The organism is Tardiphaga sp. (genome assembly GCF_044340795.1).
Lineage (GTDB): Bacteria > Pseudomonadota > Alphaproteobacteria > Rhizobiales > Xanthobacteraceae > Tardiphaga.
The window spans coordinates 38,169-64,294 of the sequence record NZ_JBIISY010000005.1; the positions used below are offsets into that span (position 1 = coordinate 38,169).

The 26,126-nt window shown below is 61.8% G+C and carries 22 protein-coding genes and 1 tRNA gene; 11 read left to right on the forward strand and 12 right to left on the reverse strand.

Features of this window, described 5'->3' with window-relative positions; translation table 11 throughout:
• Positions 1 to 73: 73 nt before the first annotated feature.
• Positions 74 to 553, reverse strand: a complete 480-nt coding sequence (locus ACIQ17_RS01680; protein WP_398464703.1) for a VOC family protein — start codon at positions 551 to 553, stop codon at positions 74 to 76.
• 24 nt (positions 554 to 577) lie between these two features.
• Complete coding sequence (locus tag ACIQ17_RS01685; protein ID WP_398464705.1) at positions 578 to 997, reverse strand: VOC family protein; 420 nt, start codon at positions 995 to 997, stop codon at positions 578 to 580.
• A gap of 332 nt (positions 998 to 1,329) precedes the next feature.
• Here ACIQ17_RS01685 and ACIQ17_RS01690 point away from each other — a divergent pair, with 332 nt between their 5' ends.
• The 4 genes from ACIQ17_RS01690 to ACIQ17_RS01705 all read left to right on the forward strand — a co-directional run bounded on the left by ACIQ17_RS01690 (position 1,330) and on the right by ACIQ17_RS01705 (position 5,367).
• Positions 1,330 to 2,328 carry a tripartite tricarboxylate transporter substrate binding protein gene (locus ACIQ17_RS01690; RefSeq protein WP_398464707.1) on the forward strand — a complete coding sequence of 333 codons (999 nt, stop codon included), beginning with the start codon at positions 1,330 to 1,332 and terminating at the stop codon, positions 2,326 to 2,328.
• A 131-nt stretch (positions 2,329 to 2,459) separates the two neighbouring features.
• Positions 2,460 to 2,942 carry a tripartite tricarboxylate transporter TctB family protein gene (locus ACIQ17_RS01695; RefSeq protein WP_398464709.1) on the forward strand — a complete coding sequence of 161 codons (483 nt, stop codon included), beginning with the start codon at positions 2,460 to 2,462 and terminating at the stop codon, positions 2,940 to 2,942.
• A 13-nt stretch (positions 2,943 to 2,955) separates the two neighbouring features.
• Positions 2,956 to 4,464, forward strand: a complete 1,509-nt coding sequence (locus ACIQ17_RS01700) for a tripartite tricarboxylate transporter permease (RefSeq protein ID WP_398464711.1) — start codon at positions 2,956 to 2,958, stop codon at positions 4,462 to 4,464.
• Between the two features lie 12 nt (positions 4,465 to 4,476).
• Positions 4,477 to 5,367, forward strand: coding sequence for a LysR family transcriptional regulator (locus tag ACIQ17_RS01705; protein ID WP_398464713.1), 891 nt, complete (start codon positions 4,477 to 4,479; stop codon positions 5,365 to 5,367).
• Positions 5,368 to 5,397: 30 nt separating this feature from the next.
• Here the strand turns inward: ACIQ17_RS01705 and ACIQ17_RS01710 are convergent, their stop codons facing one another.
• On the reverse strand, positions 5,398 to 5,544 hold the full coding sequence (locus ACIQ17_RS01710; RefSeq protein WP_398464715.1) for a hypothetical protein: 147 nt from the start codon (positions 5,542 to 5,544) through the stop codon (positions 5,398 to 5,400).
• 426 nt (positions 5,545 to 5,970) lie between these two features.
• Between ACIQ17_RS01710 and ACIQ17_RS01715 the strand changes: the two genes are divergently transcribed.
• Positions 5,971 to 6,987 carry an HPP family protein gene (locus ACIQ17_RS01715; protein WP_398464746.1) on the forward strand — a complete coding sequence of 339 codons (1,017 nt, stop codon included), beginning with the start codon at positions 5,971 to 5,973 and terminating at the stop codon, positions 6,985 to 6,987.
• A gap of 77 nt (positions 6,988 to 7,064) precedes the next feature.
• Here ACIQ17_RS01715 and ACIQ17_RS01720 read toward each other — a convergent pair whose 3' ends face one another.
• On the reverse strand, positions 7,065 to 8,123 hold the full coding sequence (locus ACIQ17_RS01720) for a ketopantoate reductase family protein (protein ID WP_398464717.1): 1,059 nt from the start codon (positions 8,121 to 8,123) through the stop codon (positions 7,065 to 7,067).
• A 214-nt stretch (positions 8,124 to 8,337) separates the two neighbouring features.
• Positions 8,338 to 8,742, reverse strand: a complete 405-nt coding sequence (locus ACIQ17_RS01725) for a hypothetical protein (protein WP_398464719.1) — start codon at positions 8,740 to 8,742, stop codon at positions 8,338 to 8,340.
• Between the two features lie 161 nt (positions 8,743 to 8,903).
• Here ACIQ17_RS01725 and ACIQ17_RS01730 point away from each other — a divergent pair, with 161 nt between their 5' ends.
• Both ACIQ17_RS01730 and pgm read left to right on the forward strand, forming a co-directional pair.
• Positions 8,904 to 9,641, forward strand: a complete 738-nt coding sequence (locus ACIQ17_RS01730) for a Crp/Fnr family transcriptional regulator (protein WP_398464748.1) — start codon at positions 8,904 to 8,906, stop codon at positions 9,639 to 9,641.
• A gap of 311 nt (positions 9,642 to 9,952) precedes the next feature.
• Positions 9,953 to 11,602 carry a phosphoglucomutase (alpha-D-glucose-1,6-bisphosphate-dependent) gene (gene pgm / locus ACIQ17_RS01735; protein WP_398464721.1) on the forward strand — a complete coding sequence of 550 codons (1,650 nt, stop codon included), beginning with the start codon at positions 9,953 to 9,955 and terminating at the stop codon, positions 11,600 to 11,602.
• Positions 11,603 to 11,706: 104 nt separating this feature from the next.
• Here the strand turns inward: pgm and ACIQ17_RS01740 are convergent, their stop codons facing one another.
• The 4 genes from ACIQ17_RS01740 to ACIQ17_RS01755 are packed head-to-tail and all read right to left on the reverse strand — an operon-like array spanning position 11,707 to position 16,304.
• Positions 11,707 to 12,450, reverse strand: a complete 744-nt coding sequence (locus ACIQ17_RS01740; protein WP_398464723.1) for an ABC transporter ATP-binding protein — start codon at positions 12,448 to 12,450, stop codon at positions 11,707 to 11,709.
• Positions 12,431 to 14,230, reverse strand: a complete 1,800-nt coding sequence (locus ACIQ17_RS01745; RefSeq protein ID WP_398464725.1) for an ATP-binding cassette domain-containing protein — start codon at positions 14,228 to 14,230, stop codon at positions 12,431 to 12,433. The genes ACIQ17_RS01740 and ACIQ17_RS01745 overlap by 20 nt, the downstream gene beginning before the upstream one ends.
• Positions 14,230 to 15,087, reverse strand: coding sequence for a branched-chain amino acid ABC transporter permease (locus ACIQ17_RS01750; RefSeq protein ID WP_398464728.1), 858 nt, complete (start codon positions 15,085 to 15,087; stop codon positions 14,230 to 14,232). Before ACIQ17_RS01750 ends, ACIQ17_RS01745 begins: the two co-directional genes overlap by 1 nt.
• Positions 15,088 to 15,104: 17 nt before the next feature.
• On the reverse strand, positions 15,105 to 16,304 hold the full coding sequence (locus ACIQ17_RS01755) for an ABC transporter substrate-binding protein (RefSeq protein ID WP_398464730.1): 1,200 nt from the start codon (positions 16,302 to 16,304) through the stop codon (positions 15,105 to 15,107).
• A 201-nt stretch (positions 16,305 to 16,505) separates the two neighbouring features.
• Between ACIQ17_RS01755 and araD the strand changes: the two genes are divergently transcribed.
• Both araD and ACIQ17_RS01765 read left to right on the forward strand, forming a co-directional pair.
• Positions 16,506 to 18,242 carry an L-arabinonate dehydratase gene (gene araD, locus ACIQ17_RS01760; RefSeq protein ID WP_398464732.1) on the forward strand — a complete coding sequence of 579 codons (1,737 nt, stop codon included), beginning with the start codon at positions 16,506 to 16,508 and terminating at the stop codon, positions 18,240 to 18,242.
• Between the two features lie 63 nt (positions 18,243 to 18,305).
• On the forward strand, positions 18,306 to 19,304 hold the full coding sequence (locus ACIQ17_RS01765; protein ID WP_398464734.1) for a L,D-transpeptidase family protein: 999 nt from the start codon (positions 18,306 to 18,308) through the stop codon (positions 19,302 to 19,304).
• Between the two features lie 21 nt (positions 19,305 to 19,325).
• On the opposite strand, the gene ACIQ17_RS01770 is transcribed toward ACIQ17_RS01765, so the two are convergent.
• From ACIQ17_RS01770 to ACIQ17_RS01780, 3 genes are all read right to left on the reverse strand, one after another.
• Entirely contained in the window at positions 19,326 to 20,987 is a 1,662-nt protein-coding gene (locus tag ACIQ17_RS01770; RefSeq protein WP_398464736.1) for a bifunctional metallophosphatase/5'-nucleotidase, read from the reverse strand.
• Positions 20,988 to 21,011: 24 nt separating this feature from the next.
• On the reverse strand, positions 21,012 to 21,776 hold the full coding sequence (locus tag ACIQ17_RS01775) for a crotonase/enoyl-CoA hydratase family protein (protein ID WP_398464738.1): 765 nt from the start codon (positions 21,774 to 21,776) through the stop codon (positions 21,012 to 21,014).
• 92 nt (positions 21,777 to 21,868) lie between these two features.
• Entirely contained in the window at positions 21,869 to 23,644 is a 1,776-nt protein-coding gene (locus ACIQ17_RS01780; protein WP_398464740.1) for an acyl-CoA dehydrogenase, read from the reverse strand.
• Between the two features lie 248 nt (positions 23,645 to 23,892).
• Here ACIQ17_RS01780 and ACIQ17_RS01785 point away from each other — a divergent pair.
• Positions 23,893 to 23,967: transfer RNA gene (locus ACIQ17_RS01785), tRNA-Gln, on the forward strand.
• 94 nt (positions 23,968 to 24,061) lie between these two features.
• Positions 24,062 to 26,053 carry a DUF6538 domain-containing protein gene (locus tag ACIQ17_RS01790; RefSeq protein ID WP_398464742.1) on the forward strand — a complete coding sequence of 664 codons (1,992 nt, stop codon included), beginning with the start codon at positions 24,062 to 24,064 and terminating at the stop codon, positions 26,051 to 26,053.
• Positions 26,054 to 26,126: the final 73 nt, after the last annotated feature.

The following is a 26,126-nucleotide window of genomic DNA, read 5'->3' on the forward strand; positions in this document are numbered from 1 at the left end:
CCAGTTAGCCGAATTCGGGCGGAGCGCCGATTGCGGCGCTCCGCCAAGGGCTTGGCAGGCATGTATCGTCGCTTTAGCCGCCGTCAAAAGCCTTCTTCAAGGCGGCAAGGTCGAGTTTCACCATGGTCATCATGGCGGCCATGGCGCGCTTGGCGCCTTCGCCATTTTCGCTGGCGAGCATTTCCGTGAAGCCGTTGGGGACGATCTGCCAAGGCACGCCCCAGCGGTCGTTGATCCAGCCGCAGGCGTTTTCCTTGCCGCCGTTGCTCAGGATGGCGTCCCAGACCCGATCCACCTCGGCCTGGTCCTCGCAATGGATGGTGAAGGACACCGCATTGCTGAAGGTGGCGGGGCTGCCGCCATTGAGGCCGATGAAGCTCGAGCCTCCGAGGGTAAAGCCGACCACCAGCACGTTGCCCGCCTGGCCGCCGGGATAATCGATCGGGGCACGCTGTACGCGATCGACAGAGGAATTGGGAACCAGCGAGCAATAGAATCTTGCCGCCTGCTCGGCTTCAGTCTCGAACCAGATGCAGGGAGAGATCTTCGACATCGTCATGTCCTCCTGACGTAAAACTCAGGTGGCCATCGCGGCTTCGGCGGCCGCCATGTCCATCCACATCACTTCCCAGATGTGACCATCGGGATCTTCGTAGCTGCGGCCATACATGAAGCCGAAGTCCTGCGTGGGCGTGGGATCAACGCCGCCGCCGGCAGCCTTCGCCTTGTTGACGATGCCATCGACCTCGTCGCGGCTATCGGCGGAGACGCAGATCAGCACCTCGCTCGAGGTCTTCGCGTCGACGATCTTCTTCGAGGTGAACTGCTTGTACTTTTCATGGGTGAGCAGCATCGCGTGGATGGTGTCGGAGAACACCATGCAGGCGGCGGTGTCGTCGGAGAATTGCGGATTCTTGGTGGCACCGACGGCTTCATAGAAGGCGACGGCGCGGGGCAGGTCGGTGACCGGCAGATTCACGAAGATCATCTTGCTCATGGGATTTTCCCTCTCGAATGACGCGGTATTGCACCAAGGACGACGCGGACGACAGCGATCCGACATGCCCGCCAAACTTTTTTTGCCGGCGTTTCTCAATGCCGCGGCGATGGTCTCGCCACCATGACGTGTGGGGTCATGATGACGGTATGTCGCATGCGCATCTGCCCATCGGAATTGCGGGGCTGCGCAAATCATCGTTCATTGCCAACACGGCAGCGATACGACGGAAGACGCACTTTGCGACGACGATTTCCGCGTTACACTGCCGTCACAACAAAAGGCCCGGACATGAGCCGCGGCCACCAAGAGATAAAAGAGGGAGAGAATTCATGTTGCAACGCAATCGCATTGCATTGTCCAGTCGTCTTGCAATTTCCTTGTCCATTGCTGCTGCCGCGATCGCCACACTAGGCCCGGCCACCATTGTCCGCGCGCAGGAATATCCCACCAAGCCGATCACGCTGATCGTGCCATGGCCGGCCGGCGGCTCCACCGACATTTCCATGCGCGCCATTGCGGATGCAGCGTCGAAACATCTCGGCCAGCCGATCGCCATCGACAACAAGGGCGGCGGTGGCGGCACGGTCGGTCCGGCGACCATGGCGGCGGCGGCGAAGCCGGATGGCTATACGATCTCGCAGATTCCGATCACGGTGTTCCGCCTGCCCCTGATGCAGGAGGTGTCGTGGAATCCGGACAAGGATTTCTCCTACATCATCCATCTCACCGGCTACACCTTCGGCATCACCACGAATGCGGAGTCGCAGTTCAAGACGTGGAAGGATGTGGTCGATTTCGCCAAGGCCAATCCCGGCAAGGTGACCTATGCGACACCGGGCACCGGCACATCGCTGCATGTGGGCATGGAGCAGATCGCAGCCATGGCGGGCATCAAGCTGACGCAGGTGCCGTTCAAGGGCGGCGCCGAGACCAATGCGGCGGTGCTCGGCAATCACACCATGCTGCAGGCGGACTCCACCGGCTGGCGGCCGTTGGTCGATGCCGGCAAGCTGCGCCTCTTGATGGTGTGGACCGACAAGCGTTCGCCGAATTTCCCGGATGCGCCGACGCTGAAGGAGAGCGGCTATCCGATGGTGTATGACTCGCCGTTCGGGATCGCGGGTCCGAAGGGCATGGATCCGAAGATCGTCGCCAAGCTGCATGATGCGTTCAAGAAGGCGATCGAGGATCCCGCTGTCGTCGCGACGCTGGCGAAGTACGACATGGTGCCGAACTACAAGAACACCGAGGACTACAAGAAGTTCGTGGTCGAGGTGACGGCATCGGAGCGCAAGGTGATCGACAGCATCGGGCTGGCGAAGAAGTAGAACGTCTCAGCATCTGTAGGGTGGGCAAAGCGAAGCGTGCCCACCTTCACCTGCATGGCACTTGAAGGTGGGCACGGCGCCAGAGCGCCTTTGCCCACCCTACAAGAAACCTACTTTGAAAGCGCTCCTCCATGTCCGCCATCCGTCCTCCCTTCCGTCTCAACAATTCCGAATTCTGGACCGGGGTGATCGGCCTCGGGCTTGGTGTGTTCGTGATCCGCTCCGGACTCAAGCTGAAGCTCGGCACCATCAATGATCCCGGCTCGGGCTTCATGATGTTCTATATCGGCATCCTGATGTGCGCCTTCGCTGTCAGCATCATCCTGGCTTCGGTGACGGAAGGCGGACCGACCTTCGGCTCGCGCTGGGAGGATGCGCGCTGGAGCAAGCCGGTGCTGATCATTGTCTGCCTGATTGCCTATGCGTTCGCGCTGGAGCCGCTCGGCTTCCTGATTGCGACCATCCCGCTGATGCTTCTGCTCTTGCGCATCATCGATCCCGTGCGCTGGACGCTGGCCGTGCCGCTGGCGGTGCTGGCGCCGGTCGGTGTGTGGTGGGTGCTCAAGCATGGTCTCGCGATCATGTTGCCCACCGGCGTGTTCGAGATTGGTTGAGGGGAGCGGCATCATGGACGTTCTCGCCAACGTATTTCACGGCTTCGGTGTCGCGCTGCTGCCGGTCAACTTGCTCTATTGCTTCATCGGCGTGTTCATCGGCACGCTAGTCGGCGTGCTGCCGGGCATCGGCCCGATCTCGGCGATGTCGCTGCTGCTGCCGGTCACGTTGTCCGGCACGCCGGAGAGCGGCATCATCATGATGGCCGGCATCTATTACGGCTCCATGTATGGCGGCTCCACCACGTCGATCCTCGTCAACATTCCCGGCGAGGCCGCATCCGTCGTCACCTGCCTCGACGGCCACCAGATGGCCAAAAGAGGTCGTGCCGGTCCCGCACTCGGCATTTCCGCGCTCGGCTCCTTTATCGCCGGCACATTTGCACTCGTTGCCCTGATGCTGGTGGCGCCGTCGCTGGCCGCCGTCGCGATTGCGTTCGGTCCCGCCGAATATGCCAGCCTGATGGTGCTCGGCCTCGTGGTGCTCACCTTTCTGACCCAGGGCTCCATGGCGAAAGCGTTGCTGATGGCGTGCATCGGCATCGTCCTCGGCCTTGTCGGCCTCGACAGCATCACGGCACAGCCGCGGCTCACTTTCGGTCGCATCGAACTGATCGACGGGATCGGCCTCGTTCCTGTGGTGATGGGTCTGTTCGGCCTGGCCGAAGTGCTGCTCAACACCGAGCAGGCCATCAAGCGCGACATCATCAATGCGAAGATCACGCAGCTGCTGCCAAACAAGGAGGACTGGAAGCGCAGTGCCGGGCCGATCGGCCGCGGCACCGTGCTCGGCTTCTTCCTCGGTATCCTGCCGGGCGGCGGTGCGGTGGTGGCATCGTTTGCCTCCTATGCGCTGGAGAAACGGCTCTCCAAGAAACCGCAGGAATTCGGCCACGGCGCCATCGAAGGTGTGGCAGGCCCGGAAGCGGCCAACAATTCCGCGGCAGGCGGCGCCTTCATTCCGTTGATGACCCTCGGCATTCCGCCGAACGTGGTGATGGCACTGTTGCTCGGCGCCTTCGTCATTCACGGATTGCAGCCGGGGCCGCTCCTGATCACGCAGAATCCGGGCCTGTTCTGGGGCATCGTCGCCAGCATGTATATCGGCAATGCCATGCTGCTGGTGCTGAACCTGCCGCTGATCGGCATGTGGGTGAAGCTGCTCAAGCTGCCCTATAACGTGCTGTTCCCGCTGATCGTGCTGTTCACCATCATCGGCGTCTATTGCTCGAGCAACAATGTCTTCGACGTGTATGTGATGATCGCCTTCGGCATCATCGGCTACTTCATGCGCAAGTTCGGCTATGAGCCTGCACCGCTGGTGCTGGCCTTCGTGCTCGGTCCGCTGCTGGAGAACAACCTGCGCAAATCGCTGATCCTGTCGCAAGGCGATCTGATGACCTTCGTCGAACGGCCGATCTCGGCGGCGTGTCTCGTGCTCGCGGTGATCCTGCTGATTGCGCCGCTCTTGCCGGCGCTGCGGCGGAAGCGTCAGATGGTGGCGCTGGACGAGGGTGCATAAGGGCGCGGAGCGATGGACACCGAACTGGCCAGGACATTCCTTGCAGTCGTGAATGCGGGGAATTTCGTGGCCGCGGCGGAGCGCCTCCATGTCACGCAGTCCACCGTCAGCGCGCGCATCCAGACGCTTGAGCAGCAACTGCGTTGCGTATTGTTTGTGCGCAACAAGGCCGGCGCTTCACTGACGGCGGCCGGACGTCAGTTCCAGAAACACGCATCGATGCTGGTGCGCACCGTCGAACAGGCACGACACGAAGTCGGCATCGCGCAGGATTTCAGCGCGACCCTCACGGTCGGCGGTCGCATCGGGTTGTGGGAGGAGTATCTGCTGCGCTGGCTACCCGCGATGCGCGCGGAATTGCCCGCTATCGCCATCCGTGCCGAAAGCGCCCTGGAGCCGGAACTGATGCAGGGTCTGGTCGAAGGGCGCGTCGATATCGGCGTGATGTATACGCCGCAGAGCCGGCCCGGCCTCAAGGTCGAGCAATTGTTCATCGAGCAGCTCGTTTTGGTCTCCACCAGGCGCGGGCATCCGCCGAGGCCGCAACAGAACTATGTCTATATCGATTGGGGGCCGGAATTCTATGCGCGTCACATCGCGTTGTTTCCGGATTTCAGCGGCGCTGCCGTCACGGCGAATATCGGCTGGGTCGGCCTGCAGCATGTGCTGGAGAATGGCGGCTCGGGCTATTTCCCGCGACGGATCGTGGCGCCCTTGATCAGCAGTGGCCGGCTGCATGTCGCCGCGGGGGCGCCGGACTTCAACATGGCCGCCTATGTCGCCTATAACGATGATGGCGATCATCCCGCTATCACGCAGGCCGTTGCGCTGATGCACCGGCTGGCCGTTGCGCCCGTGAAGCCTCCGCCGTCGCGTGCAAAGTCGAAGGCCGGCCGGCGCTGAAGATGCAACAGTAAGCGCACCCGGTGCCGGTCACGCGCCGGAGGGATGACCCGACGCCGCGACCGCTGCTTCGATTTGTGCTGCATCATGGCGAGGGCGCACGACATCGAAGACCGCGCGCAGCATGGCACGCAGGGCGTCGACAAACGGCGAATGTGTCCGTGCGATCGTTTTCATGGCGCTACCTCATTCGTAGCCATCATGGCTCTGATTTGAGGTTAGGCGCTTCCGCAAAATTGAATAGCGAATATTATCGATGGTTTATATCGGCAATTCCGATGTAAACCGAAGCTGTCGCTGATACCCGTAGAGGCTGGCCGTCGGCGGGAGCAGCCGCTAGAACAGCGCCGACCGCGCTGCGGATCCTGCCCGGGACACGCCATCGGCGGCCGCTTGTGAATTGTCGTCGGCAATGCCGCAGGCGGCCTCGCATCGTGATCAATGGCGATCGCGCTTTAATCAATTTCCGATCGCCCGGTTCAATCCATGACAATCAACCAGCGCCCCGAGAGAGCGGAGGGGGCAACGACTGCAGTGGCGCGACCGCGCCGCGGCTTCAAGATCTTCGCGCCCATTCTTGCCGGCGCCAGCCTGCGCGAGCGCATGCTCGCCTGTGTCGGTGCGTTGGTCGGCATCGCGCTGACGGGACTGATCTGCCGCTTTGTGCTCGGGGATCACACCAGCCTGCCGCTGATCGTGGCGCCGCTTGGCGCGTCGGCCGTGTTGCTGTTCGCGGTGCCGGCGTCGCCGCTGGCGCAGCCGTGGTCGATCATCGGCGGCAATACAATCTCGGCGCTGATCGGCGTCATCATCGCGCATTTTGTGCATGACCAGATTCTGGCGATCGGCTTTGGCGTGTCCATCGCCATCGCCGCCATGTCCTTTGCACGCTGCCTGCATCCGCCCGGTGGTGCGACCGCCTTGACGGCCATCATCGGTGGCCCTGCCGTAACATCTGCCGGATTTCTGTTTCCCTTCGTTCCGGTCGGCCTCAACTCGCTGCTGCTCGTGGCGCTCGGCCTGCTGTTTCACAAGCTCTCGCGGCACACTTATCCGCATCGCGCCGTGACACCCGCGCCGAATACGCATGAGACTGCCGATCTCAGCCCGGTGCAGCGGATCGGCTTCACGCCCGAGGATATCGACAAGGCGCTGGAGACGCTGAAGGAGACCTTCGACATCAGCCCCGAAGATCTCGACAGCCTGTTGCGGCAAGTCGAGTTGCAAGCGTTGTTGCGCGCCCATGGCAGTATCCATTGCAAGGACATCATGTCCCGCGACGTGGTGACCGTGGGCGTATGGGATGATGTCGAGCTCGCGCGCACGCGATTGCTGAAACACAATGTGCGGACGCTGCCGGTGATCGACCGGCAGGGGCATCTTGTCGGGACCATCGGCCTGCGCGAGATCCTCGACAAGGGCGGCGATATCGGCGCGCGCATGTCGCCAGCCTCCACGGCGTCAGCACGAACGCCCGCCGTGGCCCTGCTGCCGACGCTGACCGATGGCCGCACCCATGCCGTCATCATCATAGATCACGACCGGACCATTGGCGGCCTGATCACACAGACGGATCTGCTTGCAACCATCGCCAAGCTCGTTCCGACCGATGCGGCGTGATCGCGAGGCATGCTTGAAGCCGCCATCAGCGCGCCGCGCGCATCGTTGCCAGAGCAGGGCGCGCAGCGCAGTCCGGCTCAGATGCCGGTGCTCGATTCCAGCCGCTCATTGAGCTTCTGATCGACCACATCGACGGTGCGATCGATATGCGCATTGGTCATGCCGATCTGGTGTGAGATCAGTTTCACCAGCAGGTCGACGCGCTCGATGAAAGGCGCTCCGGCCGCCACGGCGCGCGCGGCCGATGATGGTTTCAGCAGGCTCTCTGCTGCCTTGGCATATTTGGCGAACGGCACCTGATCCTCGGGATCGGCGCCAAGCTTCCGCGCAATGGCATCGACATGGTCATAGATCGATTGCGAGACGCCGAGATCGCCATGCACGGCTTCGCGGATCGATTGCGGCTCTTCCGGCGTGATGCAGCGATAATTGCCCGTGAGCAGCATCGACCATTTCGCCAGCGGCACGAACAGCGAGTCGAACACTTTCAGTTTCACCGGTACGTCCTGGCCGTCGAGCTTCACGGCGTCGATATCGGCCTCGAGTTCGCGCAGCACCTTGTTATGCGCGTCGTCCGCGAAGGCGGCGGCCTTGAAATTGGTGGGCAGGCCGACATGCAGCACGTTGGCGGCTTCTTCCGGCGGACGGAAGGCTTGTGGATCGGGCGAGCACAGCGTGACCAGGCCGGGCTCGAAGCGCTCCCATACGGCGGCATTCGTATAGGCCTCTTCGAGGTCCATTCCCTTCAGCGCCGGGATGCGCTTGAGATAGGGCAGCGGCGGCATGTTCATGATCGACAGGCAGGGCAGTTTTGCCGCGGCGATCTTGATCATCAACATGCGGATGGTGTGGTTGGTGTATTGCGGCTCCTGCATCGCGAGGCCGACCAGATCGTAACGCGTCAGATCCACTTGATCAGGGGACGTAGCGTCCAGCTTGCCCGGCAGGTCGCGGGAGAAAATGGCGCGGTGCTCTTTCTCGTCGCGCAGTTTGATGCGGACCTCGGTACCGTCGCGATTGATGAGTTCGGCGGTCTTCTTGCGGCACACCAGGGTCACGTTGTGCCCGGCTATCAGGAGCTTGGTTGCCAGCAGCGAGCCGTAAGAGGCTCCGAGAATGAGGATGTTGCGCGCCACTTTGTTTCCGTCCCATGGGATTGTTGGCGCCGGTGTTGAACCGGTCCGACGCCTTTTGTGGATTATGTATACCACGATAGCTGATCACAAGGAGCCAATCTAGCCGGTCGGACAGCTTCCGAGAGGCAGGTCCGAGTGCAATCCAATGCGGGCATCGGCCGATCGGATGAGATCGCTGTGCAATCGTATGTCGAGATGGCTGACAGCGTGACGGCTACGCGGCCGTCCATGTTTTGACCGACGACGATCCGGTCAGTTCGAACGGCTGCTCGATGGTGATTGTCGTGCAGGCAAGGCGGCTTGCGATATGTCCGGTGGAGGCGATCACGGCCTGGTCGATCTGCGAGCCCGGAATCTGCGCGACGATGAGGTGCGCGATACAGAGCTGACGCTGGCCTTTGATATCGAGATCGACCCGAAAGGCGAACAGGGCGTGGACGATGTTGGCGCGGTCCCGGATCACGATCAGGCCGCTGGTCTCGCCGGACCCGGTGCGCCGGCGGACGAAATCGAGCCATGCGTCCAGCGAGACGCTGGCATCGTGCAGATAAACCAGCGGATAGGCCAGCGGCGCCTCCGCCCGGGTCATGGGGAGGGCCTGATATTCCTCGTGTTTCATGGGTATTTCCCGCATGGGGCGCCAAATTGAAGGGCCCAGGGCGGGTCGGCATTGATCTGCATCAAGGCGCGACAGATTGATCAATGTCAAAAGGTATAAGGTAATCTGAGGACTTGGCTGATATGACCCTCGCGAGCTTAGAAATGACCACGGACCACGCCATGACCTTCGCGGAACTCCCCGTCGACAGCTGCGGCACCAGCGATTGCAAGCACGCGCGCGGCGCCTGCGACGACTGCAAGGTGCGCCTGTTCAGCGTATGCGCGGCCCTGGAACCCGATGAGCTGGACGAGCTCGACCGCCTGAGCCAGGTCAAGCACTATCCGGCCAAGACCATGCTGTTCGACCAGGGCGCACAGGCTGGCGCCGTGTTCAATGTCACCGAGGGCGTTGTTCGCCTCTACAAGTCGCTGCCGGATGGCCGTCGCCAGATCGTCGGCTTCGCGCTGCCTGGCGACTTTCTCGGTCTTGCGATGATGGACCGCTATGGCGTTGCGGCCGAAGCCGTGAGCCCCGCGCGGGTCTGCCGTTTCTCCCGCTCGGCTTTCCTGAGCTATGTCGACGGCAAGCCGCATCTGCTGCGCCGGATGCACGAATTTGCCGGCCACGAGCTCAGCCTCGCCCAGGACCAGATGCTGCTGCTTGGCCGCCGCAATGCCGATGAGAAGGTGGCGGCCTTCCTGCTCAACCTGCAGGCCCGCTATGCCCGCATCGGCCAGAAGTCGGTCACCGTCCCGCTGCCGATGAGCCGGCAAGACATCGCTGATTATCTCGGCCTGACCATCGAGACGGTCAGCCGCACGCTCACCAAGCTCGCCAAGGACAAGGCGCTGGTGGTGGTGCCGGATGGGGTGCGGCTCCTGTCGATGGACAAGCTGGACGCATTGGCCGCGGCCTGATCGCCCGCGGCGGATTGATCCATCTCAAGGCGCTCCACACGCCGCGGGCGCACGATCTTCTCCATAAAACCAAGGAGAAGAGATATGCCCTTCGAAAGCATGCTGGTCGCTGGCGCCGTGGTCGTGATGTTCCTGTGTTTTGCGTTGCCGCTGGCCTGGGCATCCAGCCAGGCTTCGGGACGCGCCTGAGCGCCATCCCATGCCGGAGCCGTCGCAAAGGCGGCTGATTTGTCCTCCGAAACATGCCATGAGTTCTGTTCCCGGCCACCGATCTGCGGCTGCCGGGGCTCTTGGTATGCGAAGGAGACTATATGGCTGCCCACGTCCATCCGCTGGCCGGTAAACCGATCGACCCCTCCCAGCTCGTGAACGTGCCCCGGCTCGTCTCGGCCTATTTCGCCGGCAAGCCGGACCCGTCCGTTGCCACCCAGCGCGTTGCGTTCGGCACCTCCGGCCATCGTGGCTCGGCGCTGCACAATTCGTTCAACGAGAACCATATCCTCGCTATCAGCCAGGCGATCTGTGACTATCGCAAGGGGGCCGGCATCGATGGCCCGCTGTTTCTGGGGATCGACACCCATGCGCTGGCCGAGCCCGCCATGGTCTCGGCGCTTGAGGTCTTCGCCGCCAATGGCGTCTATGTGATGGTGGACAAGGACGGCGGTTATACACCGACTCCGGTGATCTCCCACGCGATCCTGACCTACAACAAGGGCCGTACGTCGGGCCTGGCAGATGGCGTCGTGGTCACGCCATCACACAATCCGCCGGAAGACGGGGGCTTCAAATACAATCCGCCCAATGGTGGCCCGGCCGATACCGATATCACCGGCTTGATGGAGAAGGCCGCGAACGGCTTTCTCCAAGCCGATATGGCCGGCGTCAAGCGCATCCCGCTCGCCCGCGCTCGCGCGTCGGAGTTCATCAAGCCCTATGATTACATCACGCCCTATGTGAGCGACCTCGCAGATGTCGTCGACATGGATGCGATCCGCAATGCGGGCGTGAAGATCGGCATCGATCCGCTCGGCGGCGCCGGCGTGCATTACTGGGAGCCGGTGATCGAGCGCTACAAGCTCGACGCGACCATCGTGAACACCGCCATCGATCCCACTTTCCGCTTCATGACCCTGGATTGGGACGGCAAGATTCGGATGGACTGCTCGTCGCCATATGCGATGGCGCCGCTGATCCACATGCGCGACAAGTTCGATGTCGCCTTCGCCAATGACACCGATGCCGATCGCCATGGCATTGTCACCCGCACCGGCGGGCTGATGAATCCGAACCACTACCTGGCGACGTCGATCGACTATCTGTTCGCGCACCGCCCGCACTGGCGCAAGGATGCTGCCGTGGGCAAGACCATCGTCTCAAGCGCGATCATCGATCGCGTGGTGAAGAGGCTCGGTCGCAAACTGGTAGAGACACCGGTGGGCTTCAAGTGGTTCGTTAACGGCCTCGTCGATGGCTCATTTGGATTTGGCGGCGAGGAGAGCGCCGGCGCTTCCTTCCTGCGCAAGGACGGCACGGTCTGGACCACCGACAAGGACGGTCTCATTCTCGGCCTGCTCGCCGCGGAGATCACCGCGGTGACGAAGGAAAATCCGAGCCAGCGTTTCGAGAAGCTGATGCAAGAATTCGGCACGCCCTATTACGAGCGCATTGATGCCGCTGCAACGCCGGACCAGAAGAACGTGCTGAAGAAGGTAACACCAGAGCAGATCGGCATGACTGAGCTGGCTGGCGATCCCGTCACAGTGACCGAGAGCAAGGCTTCCGGCAACGACCAGTCCTTCGGTGGCATCAAGGTGAGTACGGCCAATGGCTGGTTTGCCGCGCGGCCATCGGGCACCGAGGATGTGTACAAGATCTACGCGGAAAGCTTCCGCAGCGAGGATCATCTGAAGCAGATCCAGAGCGACGCGCAGGCCGCGATCGGCAAGGTGTTTGGCGCGTAGGCCTCTCAATCGTCATTGCGACCGTGCGAAGCAATCCAGATTTTCACGAAGAAAGAACTGGATTGCTTCGTTGCTGTGCGCCTCGCAATGACGACGGAGATGGATTACATCGCCGCCTTCTCCCCATGCCCGAAATAAGCGCGCTCGAGTCGCTGCGGCAAATTCGCTTCGCTCGTGGCCGCCTGCAACACGATATGTCCCTGCGACAGCGCATAAACGCGATCTGCCGCCGCAAGCGCCTTCTCCACGAGTTGTTCCACCAGCAGCACCGCCGTTCCCGCCTTGCGCAGCTGTGTCACCACGTTGAGCACGCGATCGACCAGCACAGGCGACAGTCCCGCCGAAGGTTCGTCCAGCATCAATAGCCGCGGCCGTCTGACCAGTCCTTGGGCCACCACCAGCATCTGCTGCTGTCCGCCCGACAGCGATGCGCCGCTCTCATGGCGTTTCTCCGCGATCTCCGGAAAGAACGATAGCGCTTCATCGACCCGCGCCGCTCGTTCGCCACGCGGCAGGTCATAGGCGGCGAGCAGCAGGTTCTCCGTCACGGTCTGCTGCGTGAACACGCGGTGCCCTTCGATGACATGCACCAGTCCCGCCCGCGCTGCCTCGCGTGGCGTGCCGTTGCTGATGTCGCGGCCATCGAAGGTAACGCTGCCGGCATTGACCGGCAGCAGGCCGGAGATTGCGCGCAGGAGCGTCGATTTGCCGGCGCCGTTGGGGCCGAGCAGGGTCACCACCTCGCCCGCGGCGATGCGCATGTCCACGCCATGCAGGACGCGAATCTTGCCATAGCCGGATTCCAGGGCGGTGATCTTCAACAGCGGTTCAGCCTCCAAGGTAAGCACTGACGACCTCCTTGTGTACACGGATCTCTGCCGGCGTACCGGCGGCGAGGATCTTTCCAAGATTGAGCACGGTCACCTGATCGCAGATGTCGAAGATCAGGTCGGCATGATGTTCCACGAGCAGCACGCCGGTGCCGCGGCGGCTGATCGCCTTGATCAGTTCGCCAAGCCGGTTGATCTCGTCGCTGGACAGGCCGGCAGCCGGCTCGTCCAGCAGCAGGAAGTCCGGTTGCAGCATCAGCGCGCGCGCAATCTCGATGAAGCGCAATTCGCTGTGTTGCAGGCGATCGGCGCGCACGTCGGCGAGCGGCTCCAGACCGACCACGCGCAGCATGGCGCGGGCCTGATCCGTCAGGGCGCGCTCGTCGCGGTGATGCCGCGGCAGCGAGAGCAATGCTTCGGCAAATGTCGCCTGTCCTTCGATGGTGCCGCCGACCATGACATTGTCGAGCACCGAGGCTTCGCCGATCACTCGCGGTGTCTGGAAGGTGCGGGCAATGCCCTTGCCAGCGCGCAGCTCCGGCCGTCCCGGTGGGAGAGCCTCGCCGCCGAGGGTGATCCGCCCACCCTTGGCAGCGTAATAGCCGGAGATCACGTTCAGCGTGGTGGTCTTGCCGGAACCGTTGGGGCCGATCAGGCCGTGGACCTGACCGGGCTTCACGTCAAGGTCGAGGCCATCGATGGCGCGAACATTCCCGAAAGTGAGCACGACCTCGCGCAGCGAAAGCACCGCCTGTCCTGCGGTCTTGCGCAGCGCTTCTGCGAGCACCGCGGGGCGTGGCACGATGGCGCGATTGCTGGCCAGTGGGCGTCGGCTCTTGAAATCGAGCAATGCCGCGATGCCGCCGGGCATCACCAGCACGATCACCAGCAGCAGCACCGCATAGAGGAAAGTGGACCAGGCGGCGAGCGGCGCGGCGATCTCCGGCAGAATGGTGAGAATGATGGTACCGAGCATCGGCCCGAGGATGGAGCCGCGACCGCCGATCAGGATGGCGATGAAGAACAGCACCGACAGATCGAAGGTGAAGGCATCGGGCGTGATGTAAGTCTGCAGGCTGGCGAACAGCCCGCCGGCAAAGGCCGCCATGGCGCCGGCGAGCAGGAAGATCGACACCAGCAGCTTCGGCTTGGAAATGCCGGTGGCTTCCGCCGCCACATCGACATCGCGTATCGCGATGAGCGCGCGGCCGAACCGGCTATGCGCCACATTGGCGCTCAGCCATGTTGCGACAGCACCAAGCCCGATGCAGAGATAATAGAAGCCCCAGGGCGTGTTGAACGGTGCGGGCATTTCCGGCCCGACAATGCCGACGCCGCCACCGGTCACGCTCTGCCAGGCCAGCGCGATCTGGGTCACGATGGTCGCAAAGCCGAGTGTGGTCATGGCAAAGTAAAAGGTGCGCAGCCGCATCGCGGGCAGGCCGACGATGACGCCGAACACCGCGCCGACACAGCTCGCCGCGATCAGGGATACGAAGACCGGAAGCGGCGGCATCACATTGCCCGAAGCCAGCACGCTGGTCGTGTAGGCACCAAGCGTCAGCAGCGCCACATAGCCGATGGCGAGATGGCCGGCAAAGCCCACCACGAGATTGAGGCCGGCGACCAGAAACCAGTAGATCGCCGCGCGGGTGCCGATCAGGGCCCAGTAATCGTTGCTGACGAAAGGCAGGATCATCGCCACGACGAAGATGCCGATGAACGGCAGCAGCGCCGACAGCTTCGCCTGTTTCGTGGATGTCTCGTGCATCGCGGTGGTATCGGTGATCGTCGCCATCAGACTCTCCGCGCGGTGGCCGAGCCGAACAGGCCCTGCGGTGCTGCCAGCAATACGATGATGAAGATCGCGAACACTGCGACCGAGGAGAAGATGCCGCCAACCGTGAAATTCATCGCCTGCTGGAACAGGCCTAGTGCCAGCCCGCCGATGATTGCGCCGCGATTATTGCCGAGCCCGCCCAGCGCCACCGGCACGAATCCGTAGAAATTCAGCAGCGCGCCGTTGGCGAAGAAGGCCAGCATCAGCTCGCCGCCGGCGAAGCCCGCGACTCCGCCGATGACGCCGGCGAGGGCATAGCTCGCGACGCGCAAATTTCGCTCGGGAAGCCCGAGTGCGCGGGCAGCAAAGTTGTCCTCGGCGATGGCCATGAAGGCGTGACCGATCAGGGTGCGACGATACAGATATTCCAGCCCGATGATGGTGAGCCCGCAGGCCACCACGGGCAGCCAGAATTTCTCGTCCCATACGCCGCTGCCGATCCCGATCATGCGCGGGAATGGCTGTGGTTCGGTGCCCCATTTGATGGCGGTGACCTGCTGGATCATCAGCGCCAGTGCAAGCGTCGAAAGCACATAGAGATGCTGTTCGAGGCTTTTCAGCACTGGTCGGACCGCTACGAATTCGGTGATGACGCCGATCATGGCGCAGCACACCAAAGTCAGCGCGAACCCGACAAGCGTCGGCATCCCCAGCTTGAGCATGAACAGTGAGCCGAACACGCCGCCGAGCATAGCCAGCTGCCCTGCGGTGAAGCTCATCACCCGTGAGGTCGAGAACATGGTGTTGTAGGTGATGCCGACCAGCGCATAGATCGCGCCAGCCGCCAATCCGGAAGCTATGATGGAACCGAGCATGCGGCTTGCCTCCCGGCCTATGTGTAGCCAGGGGCGAGGGCGAAGGTGCCATTCTTGGCCGAACGTGCTTCGGACATCACGATCTCGTCGGTCGGATAGCCGTTATGTTCGGTGGGCGTGAATGTATAGCTGCCGAAATAGCCGGGATATTTCGTGAGGCTGTTCCAGTATTTGATGATGCCTGCGCTGTCCGTCGAACCCGATGCCTCGACGCCCTTGACGATCAGCTCCACGGCATCAATGCCGCAGGCGACCCACCACAGGAGTGTGTCCTGTAACTGGATGCCTGCCTTGGTCAGGCGATGGACGAGTTGCTGGCTTTTATCGGGAAGCATGCCGGCCTTGTCGTAGCTGCAGCTCTTGTAGCCGACCGCATAGACCTTCTCCCAATAAGTCGGCTTTTCGACCAGGCTCGCGAGTTCGCCGGAGGCGAGGGACGGGTGGCCGACAAAGGGCACGTCCCAGTTCATCGAGCCGCGGGTGTTGAACATGCGCGCTTCCATGCCGGTGGAGACGCTCCACACAACGATGGCTTCGGCACCGGCATTCTTGGCGCGCAACATATCCGGCGTCATGTCGGGTTGCGTGGCGTCCACATTGGCGGAATAGACGACATCGGCGCCGTCCTTCTTGAACGCCTCGACCGACGCCTTCACTGCGGTGACGCCATAGCCGGTGGTGTCGCCGATCACGGCGACTTTCTTGATCTTCAGCACCTTCAGGCAATAGCTGCGCACCGCGTCGTCCCACTGTCCATTGGACGGTGCGATGCGGAAGGCGTTGGGATATTTCGTGGTGTCGATCAGCGTATCGACGACGCAGGGATGCAGGTCGGGAATTTTGGCACGTGCCATCAGCGGCGTGGTCGCCAGCGCCTCACCGGAATTCACCGGTCCCCAGATTGCGTGCACCTTGACCTGGCTGATCAGTTCCTGCGTGGCATTGACGGCCTTGGTGGGGTCGCCCTGGGTGTCGCGGGTCACGATCTCGATCTTGCGGCCTTTGACACCGCCTGACGCATTGATCTCGTTGGTGGCAAAAGTGACGCCGCGGTGAAAACCGACAGTGGGCGCCGAGCTCGGACCGGTCATGGCGGCGAGCCAGCCGATCTTGATAGGTTCGGAGGATTGCGCAATGGCGGGGCGGGGAAACGGCAAGGTCGCGGCCCCAATGGCACCGGCGCTGCCCAGCAGAATATCTCGACGAGAAATGCTCATCCGGTCTTCCTCCCTGTGCGTTATTTGCGGTGCCCGTCATTGATGCGGGCATCCGTCTGATCCGGCCTTGCCGGAAACTGGAATATTCGGTGTGAGTGACTCCGGGTCGCAGCCGCGCTGGCTTGCAGCTTTTGTTGTCTCGTATATTGGTGCGACAAAATGCGCCGGTCAACCAACGGTGGCGCGGACCGAGGAAGCCCAATGACGAAAAAGAAGACGCCCGATCAATTGCGCAGTGCACGCTGGTTCGCGCCGGATGACCTGCGTTCCTTCGGCCACCGTTCGCGGGCGATGCAGCAGGGTTATGCACCGGAAGAGTGGAAGGGCCGTCCGGTCATCGCCATCCTCAATACGTGGTCCGAGGCGCAGCCCTGCCACATGCATTTCAAGACGCGCGTCGATGACGTGAAGCGCGGCATCCTGATGGCGGGCGGTTTCCCGATGGAATTGCCGGCCCTGTCGCTGTCGGAGTCGTTCCTCAAGCCGACAACGATGCTCTATCGCAACATGCTGGCGATGGATGCGGAAGAACTGCTGCGCGGCCACCCCGTCGACGGCGTTGTGCTGATGGGGGGGTGCGACAAGACCACGCCGGGCCTGCTGCTCGGCGCCACCTCCGCCGGCTATCCTGCGATCTATTTGCCGGCCGGCCCGATGCTGCGTGGCAACTGGAAGGGCAAGACGCTTGGCTCCGGCTCTGATGGCTGGAAATATTGGGACGAGCGCCGGGCCGGCAACATCTCCGAGAAGGAATGGCTGGAAGTCGAAGGCGGCATCGCGCGCAGCTATGGCACCTGCATGACCATGGGCACGGCCTCGACCATGACGGCGATCGCGGAAAGCATCGGCATGTCGCTACCCGGCGCGTCCTCAATTCCTGCCGCCGATGCTGGCCACATCCGCATGGCGTCCGCCTGCGGCCGTCGCATCGTCGAGATGGTGTGGGAGGATCTGACGCCGGCGAAGATTCAAACGCGAAAGGCATTCGAGAATGCCATCACCGTGGCGATGGCCATGGGCTGCTCCACCAATGCGATCATTCACCTGATCGCGCAGGCACGCCGCGCCGGGCAGGATATCGGCCTCGATGATTTCGAGATAGCCAGTCGAAAAGTGCCGGTGATCGCCAATGTCCGCCCGTCGGGTGACACGTATCTGATGGAGGATTTCTTCTATGCCGGCGGCCTGCCGGGCCTGATGAACCGCATCAAGGAGCACCTGCATCTCGATGTCATGACCGTCACCGGCCAGACGCTCGGCGAGAACATTGCCGGTGCCGAGGTGCATAATGACGACGTCATCCGCACGGTGAGCGATCCGATCTATGCCGAGGGCGCGCTCGCCGTGCTGAAAGGCAATCTCGCGCCTGATGGCTGTGTCATCAAGCCATCGGCCTGCGATCCGCGCTTTCTCAAGCATACCGGGCCGGCGCTGGTGTTCGACGACTATCCGAGCATGAAGAAGGCCGTCGATGACGAGAGCCTCGACGTCACGGCAGATCACGTCCTGATCCTGCGCAATGCCGGTCCGCAAGGCGGACCGGGCATGCCGGAATGGGGCATGCTGCCGATCCCGAAGAAGCTGGTGAAGCAGGGCGTGCGCGACATGGTGCGCATTTCCGATGCGCGCATGAGCGGCACGAGCTACGGCGCCTGCATCCTGCATGTGGCGCCGGAATCCTTCATTGGTGGCCCGCTGGCGCTGGTGCAGAATGGCGACATGATCACGCTGGATGTGGATGCGCGCACGATCAATCTCGACATCTCCGATGCGGAAATGGAGAAGCGCCGTGCCGCCTGGCAGGCGCCTGAGAAGAATTACGAGCGCGGCTATGGCTGGATGTTCAGCAAGCATATTCAGCAGGCCAATGAAGGCTGCGACTTCGATTTCCTGCGCAGTGATTTCGGCGGTCCGGTGAAGGAGCCGTCGATCTACTAGCCGGGAACCGTAGAGCCTCACCCGCCGTTATTGTGGCCGACAACCAACGGCCGGGTGAGGACCATGCGGATAATATCGATCGCGTCACTCGCGCTGCTCATGGCGACACCTGTCATCGCGAAAGATGACAAAAAGCCCTTCACTGCCGAGGCCATCAACGCGGCGACCTTTATCGGAAAGCTTCCCTCGGATGTCAGGGAGCATCCGCTCGCGGTCAAGGTGCAGGTTCTGCTCGACCGCCTGCATTTCTCGCCGGGCGAGATCGACGGTCTGTTCGGTGATAATGTAGAGAAGGCGCTGGTTGCCTTTGCTGAAGCCAACGGGCTGGCATCGACCAAAGTGCTCACGCCCGAGATCTGGGACAAGCTGCAGGCAACATCGGCCGAGCCCGTGCTGACTGACTACACGCTCACCGACAAGGACATTGCCGGCCCCTTCATCGACAAGCTCCCAGTGAAGATGGAAGCGATGAAATCGCTCAAGACGCTCAGCTATACCAGCGCGCTGGAAGCGCTGGGCGAGCGTTTCCATATGAGCCAGGATCTGCTGGAGACGCTCAATCCGAAAGCAAGTTTCGAGAAGGCCGGCGAGACCATCACCATCGTCAAGCTCTCCGATCGCAAGCCCGACAAGGCTGCCCGGCTGGAGGTGGATAAGGTGCGGCAAACCGTGAAGGCCTTCGGCAAGGACGGTGCGCTGCTCGCTTTCTACCCGGCCAGCGTTGGCAGCGAGGAGAAGCCGACGCCGTCAGGCGTGCTGAAGGTGACGTCGATCCACGCCAATCCGGTGTATCGCTACGATCCGAAATACAAGTTCAAGGGTGTCGACAGCAGCAAGGCGTTCAAGATCGCCGGTGGCCCGAACAATCCTGTGGGGACGATGTGGATCGGCTTGTCCGAGAAGAGCTACGGCATCCATGGCACCTCCGATCCCTCGCGCGTCAGCAAGAGCGACAGTCATGGTTGCGTGCGGCTGACGAATTGGGACGCGGAGCGTGTTGCTGCGGCGGTGAAGAAGGGTGTGGAAGTCAGCTTCGTCGATGGCAAGCAGGCGGCGCATTAGTGAATGACGATCGAACGATTGCTAGTTCACCCTCGAAATCCGGTCCAGCAGTCCCGGCGCTACGGGACTGTTGCTGCGGAGATAGGCGCTCAGTGCATCGACGTCATAGACGCCGATAACCGGATCCCTGCCATCCTTTAGCACCGTAAAGCCGTCACCACCCACCGCGAGGAAGTTGTTGACGGTCACGCGATAGGGCGCCGCGGGATCGATGGCCGCACCATCCAGTTTCATGCTTTCCGCAATGATGCGGCTGCCATCAGAGCCGGCATTGTCCCAGGTGTAGCTGAAGCCCTTTGAGACCGGCAGGATCCGCGGACGTTTCGGATCGCGCCATTGTTGCTCGAGCATCGCCTTGATCTGCGCGCCGGTGAGGGTCAGCGTCACCAACTGGTTGCGGAAGGGCTGGGCGGCGAAGACATCGCCATAGGAAACGTCGGCATCGGGCTTCTTGATGATATCGCCGCGAATGCCGCCGGGATTGGTGAAGGCGATGACAGCGTGACCGCGATCTGGCGCCGATGTCGCGGCGAGATGCGCATCGGCAATCACATTGCCAAGCGGGCTTTCGCCAGTCTGCATATTGGGGACGCGTGAGAGCGTCTCGGTGATTGCGCCGGCAGGCCGTGCAGCGATGGGGGCTGCCACCTTGTCATAGGCTGCGAGCAACGCCGTCTGCGATGGATCGGCCGGGATCGAGGTATGGACGATGACGTTGTTCGCCGTCGCGCTGGTGATATCGCGCGTGGTCCGGTCGAGTTTCATGTCGATGGTGGTGACGAGCGTGCCGTATTTGTCGCCAGAGGTGACGAGGCGACCATCGATCTCGCATGTATAGGCGCGATGGGTGTGGCCACTGACAACGACGTCCACGGTCTTGTCGAACTTTCTGACGATATCGACGATGGGGCCGGAAATGCCCGGGCAATCGTTGTAGCCACCGGTAGGGAAGCCGCCTTCGTGGATCAGAACCACGATGGCTTCTACGCCCTGCGTCTTGAGCTCCGGAACCAGCGCGTTCACCGTTTCCGCCTCGTCTCGAAATTCCAGCCCGGCAATGCCGGGCGGTGCGACGAGATTGGGCGTACCTTTCAAGGTGAGCCCGATAAAGGCGACGGGAATGCCGTCGAAGCTGCGGATCTCGTAGGGCGGCAGCAGCGGCTTGCCTGTCTTCGTATCGAAGGTGCTGGCCGCGAGATAGCGGAACGTGGCGCCCGTGAAGAGATGCAGGCCCTTGCAGCCATCCGTCGGATGGCAGCCGCCATGCTGCATGCGAAGCAGTTCGTCGCGGCCTTCGTCGAATTCGTGATTGCCGACGGCGGCAATCTCAAGCCCCATCATTGACAGCGCTTCGATGGTCGGCTCGTCGTGAAAGAGCGCCGACAGGAACGGGCTCGCGCCGATCAGGTCACCAGCCGCGACGAAGGCCGTGTTCTTCTTCCCGGCACGCAATTGCTTGACCAGTGTCGCCAGATGTTCGGCGCCCCCGGCCGGCACGGTGATTTTCTTCGTCTTGTCCGCAGGATCGTCAATGGTGATGCCTCCGGGCGCGGGGCGGAGATTGCCATGAAAATCGTTGATCGCGAGCAGGGTGACATCGACCGGTTCGGTCGATGTCTGGCCATGGGCAAAGGGCGCGCAAAGCAGCGAGGCGGCGATGATGATCGCTTGAAGTCTGGTCATGCCGTCTCGTTTAGCGCAGGAATGTTACGCCTTCTTGCGTGCGAAGAACGCTTGGAATGCGGCAATCGCCTCCTGCGACTTCATGCGCTCGCCAAACAGATGGCTCTCCTGATCGATACGTCGTGTGAGGTCTTCCGGCGGCAGTTTCAATAGTTTGCGCGAGATGGCGACGGCCTCCGCCGGCAGCGCGCAGATCTCGCGCGCGACCTTGCGGGCTTCCACTTCGGTGTGGCCGGGGGCGACGACCTCGTTGACGAAACCGGCCGTGCGCGCGTCGTCGGCATGCATGGTGCGGCCCATCACCAGCGTGGCGAATGCACGCTGGTGGCCCATGGTGCGAGGAAACAGCAGGCTCGATGCGCCTTCCGGCACCAGGCCGAGATGGATGAAGGGCGTGGTGAAAGTCGCGGTGGTCGAGGCCAGCACATAATCGCAATGGAACAGCATCGTGGTGCCGATCCCGATGGCAATGCCATCCACGGCGGCAATGATCGGCTTGGTGTTATGGGCCAGCGAGTAAAGAAACTTGATGGCGGCCGACGAGCGGAATTCCGCCGATCGAGGATCGGTGCCGTCCTTGAGGAAATCCTGCAGGTCGTTCCCCGACGTGAAGGCACCGGAGCCGCCGGTGATGATGAGGCAGCGAAGGGCGGGATTGTTCTGAGCGGTGTCGATGGCGTCTGACATCGCGCGATACATGTCCTGCGTGATCGCATTCTTCTTTTCCGGCCGCCGCAGCGTGATGACGCGCGTCGCGTCCTCGTCGGTCACGATCAGATGTTCGCTCATTGTCTGCCCCGGTTTCCTCGATGCGCGCGCGTGTCTTATCAGCCGGATGTTACACCAATCCGGGTTGGCGGATAGTTGGATATCGATACCGCTCAGCCCAGCAGGGCAGCGTCTGCGGCCATCACCGCTTCGGCGGAGTCCATCACGGTGCGTTCCAGGGATCCCGCCTGCACCGCGACGTTTTCCGCAAAGAAACGCGCGACCGAGACATAGCGCCCAGACTCGCCGTCACCCTCCCGGGCCGCCATGGCCTCGTTCGCCAGCATGCAGCCGCCCAGCGCCGAAGCGAACAGGCGCATATAGGGCGTGGCGCCCGCCAGCGCGTCATTCGGCGCCGAGGTCATCTTTTCGAGCAGCCATTTGCTGCTGCGTTCGAGTGCCCCGAGCGCATCGCGCAGCTTCGCGCCGGTGGTGCCGAATGCGGGATCATTCGAGCCCTCGACACGGGCGACGATGCCGTTCAATTCGTCGAGCAGGGCCCAGACCGAAGCCCCGCCCGATGCCGCGAGCTTGCGCGTGACGAGATCGATGGACTGGATGCCGTTGGTGCCTTCATAGATCGCGGTGATGCGCGCGTCGCGATAATGCTGGGCGGCGCCGGTCTCCTCGATAAAGCCCATGCCTCCATGGATCTGGACGCCGAGCGAAGTGACCTCGTTGCCGATATCGGTGGAGAAAGCCTTGGCGATGGGCGTCAACAGTGCGCCGCGGGCAGCAGCCCTGGCGCGCGTGTCTGCATCGGTCGAGCGTGCAGCGACGTCGAGCGCGACAGCGGTGGCGTAGCAGATGGTGCGTGCGGCGGCAGTGAGCGAACGCATCTGCATCAGCATGCGCTTGACGTCGGGATGCACCATGATCGGGTCCATGCCATCCGTCTTGCTGCCGATGGCCCGGCCTTGCTTGCGCTCCTGGGCGAAAGCGAGTGCCTGCTGATAGGCGCGATCAGCGATGCCGACGCCTTCGAGGCCGACGCCGAGACGGGCCTGGTTCATCATGGTGAACATGCAGAGCATGCCGCGATTCTCCTCGCCGATCAGATAGCCGACGGCGCCGCCGGCATCGCCCATGGTCATGGTGCAGGTGGGCGAGGCATGCATGCCGAGCTTGTGCTCGACGCCGGAGGCATAGATGTCGTTGCGCTCACCGAGCGAGCCGTCGGCGTTGACGAGGAATTTCGGAATCAGGAACAGAGAGATGCCCTTGGTGCCGGCAGGCGCATCGGGCAGGCGAGCGAGCACGAAATGCACGATATTGTCGGTCATGTCGTGATCGCCATAGGTGATGAAGATCTTGGTGCCGAACACCCGATAAGTGCCGTCGGACTGGCGCTCGGCGCGTGAGCGCAATGCGCCGACATCGGAGCCGGCCTGCGGCTCGGTGAGCTGCATGGTGCCGGTCCATTCGCCGGTCACGAGCTTCTCCAGATAGATTTTCTTCAGCTCCTCGCTGCCATGGGCGTCGAGTGCCTCGATGGCAGACAAGGTCAGCAACGGACAGAGGCCGAAGGCGATGTTCGACGAGGCCCAGATCTCGGTGCAGGCCGCGTTCACCGCCAAGGGGAGACCCTGACCGCCGAAAGCTTCGGGGCCGGACACGCCGTTCCAGCCTGCTTCGGTCCACCGCTTGTAGGCATCCGGCCAGCCCGGTGCGGTGGTGACCTTTTTGTCCTTCAGCCTGATGCCATTCTGGTCGCCGATGCGGTTCAGGGGGGCCAGAACGTCGCTGGCAAAACGGCCGGCCTCCTCAAGCACCTGGGCGGTCATGTCGGCGTCGAAATCGCCGTAATGGCCGGCCTTGAGGGCGGCCTGGAGCCCGGCGCCGTGATTGAGGGCCAGCAGAATGTCGTTGATCGGCGCACGATAGGTCATCGCATCTCGCTCCCAGGCAAGCTTTGGGTACACTTTTCAGCTTTCAGCCGTCTTCCCACGATTTGAGACCGCCCTCAACACGCCTAAGGGCGCATTTCGGCCGGCTCCGACCGCCGGCAATGGCACATGAAAAGCTCCGGGGAGCCGTGGAACATGGCTCCCAGGTGGTTGAAATCGTGCAGGTCTCTCTATAGACCGGCGAAGTCGAAGCGCGCCGGGGCTCTGCCGCACATCCGCGCTTTGGCCGTTGGGGCGTAGCCAAGCGGTAAGGCAGGGGATTTTGATTCCCCCATGCGGAGGTTCGATCCCTCCCGCCCCAGCCAGAAATACCTAAGAACCTGGAATCGCTTGCGAATTTATCCTGGGTTAGGCGCCGATCCTCGGTGTGCTGCACATGACTGCTGCACAGGAGCGAGCATGGCAGCCGCCACGCACCTTTATCGTCGAAAAGCCGTGTATTACTGGCGGCGCCGTCTACCGCCTTCGCTCGCGGAATGGTTTCATAAGCGCCATATCTTCCTATCCTTACGGACCCGGTTGGCGCATCACGCGCGCCGTCTTGTCGTCCTTCTGGATGCCAAACTGGAGGAAGTCGTGACGGCGGTCGAAAACGGCGAAAGACATATTACTCCACAGCAGCTTGACGTGCTGCTTGGCAGTGTTGTGTCAAAACATCTCGAGAAATTGGAGCGGTTGTCCGCCGCCGCGAAGTCCTTTGAGAGTTTCGACGCCGAACAGGCCGCGCGCGACGATCGTCGTGCCGCTTGGACCTATCGCCTGCTGCATGCTCAGGGAGCTTCCGCTTTCGTGCGACCCGCGGACGAGGTGGGCATGGCAGATGCAGGCTTATCGCCGAACGACATTGAGGCCGTGCGCGATCATTTGCACATGCTCCGGCTCAATGGGCTCATTCCGACGCGGCGCGACATTCTCGCAAATCTCTTGCACGACAACGGAGCGCCGGCAAATGCGGCGAACCTTGCGCGCGCGCAGGATGTGTATTTCCGAGGGATCTACATTGCCCTTTCACAAGCAGATCGCCGCTATGGCGGCGAGATCGTTGAAGCAAAGGAAGTGGTGGATCAGCTATTTCGATCCCGGCTTATCGCGCAGCCTCCTAATGCGAAAACCGCGGAGATTATCCCGACTGCACAGCCGCATCAGCCAGCTATGTCTGTTATGTCTGTGCCAGAGCCGGCCCTTGCGGAGGATAAAATTGACGATCGCTTCGGCGCGATGGCCAGTCTTCTCGTCAAGAAGCGCGTCAAGTCCAAACGGTGGAGCGAAAAAAGCCGAAAGCAGGCCGAGCAAACCTTCATGTTACTTGGAAAGTTCATGAAGGAAGAGTGCGGGGTCGAGCGGATGCGGGCCCTCAAACAGAAAGACCTTGCGGCGCTCGTCACCTTCTTCGAGGCCGAAATCTACAAGCACTACGGGAAGAGCGAGAAAGACAACAATCGCTCGATTGCCGAGCTCCGTATGATTGCGCTCACGAAGTCTGAAAATCTGCGCGGGTTAGAGGCTGGATCGCTCAATCGCCATCTGACTTTCATCAGTCAGCTTCTAGACTTTGCAGAATCGCAAGGTGTCGATCTCGACCCGCGGCTTAAAATCAACAAACTTCGTGCGGCAGATACAAGCGAAGAACGCGATCGCGACGAGCGCAAAAAGTTGTCGTTGGAAAGTGTCGTCCGACTGTTTCAGCAGGCTCCCTTCAACAATTGTCTGTCGTGGAAGCATCAGCACAAAGAAGGAGCACCAGGTGAAACGCTCGTTTTCCATGGCGCGTTGTATTACATTCCGATGCTGATCTTTTATGGAGGCGGCCGAAGAGAAGAATACTGCGGCTTGATGATTGACGATGTTATCCTCGACAACGGACCGCACCCATATCTCCACATCGCGAAAAACAAGTATCGGCGAATCAAAAACGGACAGTCGAAGCGAAATATCGTGCTGCATCCGGAGCTTATCCGACTGGGCTTCCTGCAGTATGTCGCCAAGATCAAAGCACTAGGTTATGACCTGGTGTTCCCTGATCTTTTCTCACCGACGACAAAATCGCCGCTGGGAAACCGGTTCTACAAAGTATTCAAGCCAGTCTTGCTAAGTGCCAGCATCACTGAGGAGGGCCTTGGGGCACACGCGATGAGGCATGCGTTCGGCGGCATATTGAAGAAGCGCGACGTGTCCGAAGAGCACCGCGCCGATTTACTCGGGCATGCTGGGAAAACAGAAACGTCTGAGCGCTACTGTGAAGCAACTGAGATCGAGAAAATGTATCGTATCGTCTGCAAAATGCCGCGGGTGACGGCCGATCTCACTGCTATTGCGGTTAATCTTCCCGCTTGGATTGTCCTCAAGAACGTGGCGCCATTTTCGCAGCCAACACGAACTAAGCGCACTTAATCACTTCGTTGGTGATTTGAATCTATTTCGCACGCGATGAATTCGAAAAGGATTGCAGCCATCTCAGCGCTGC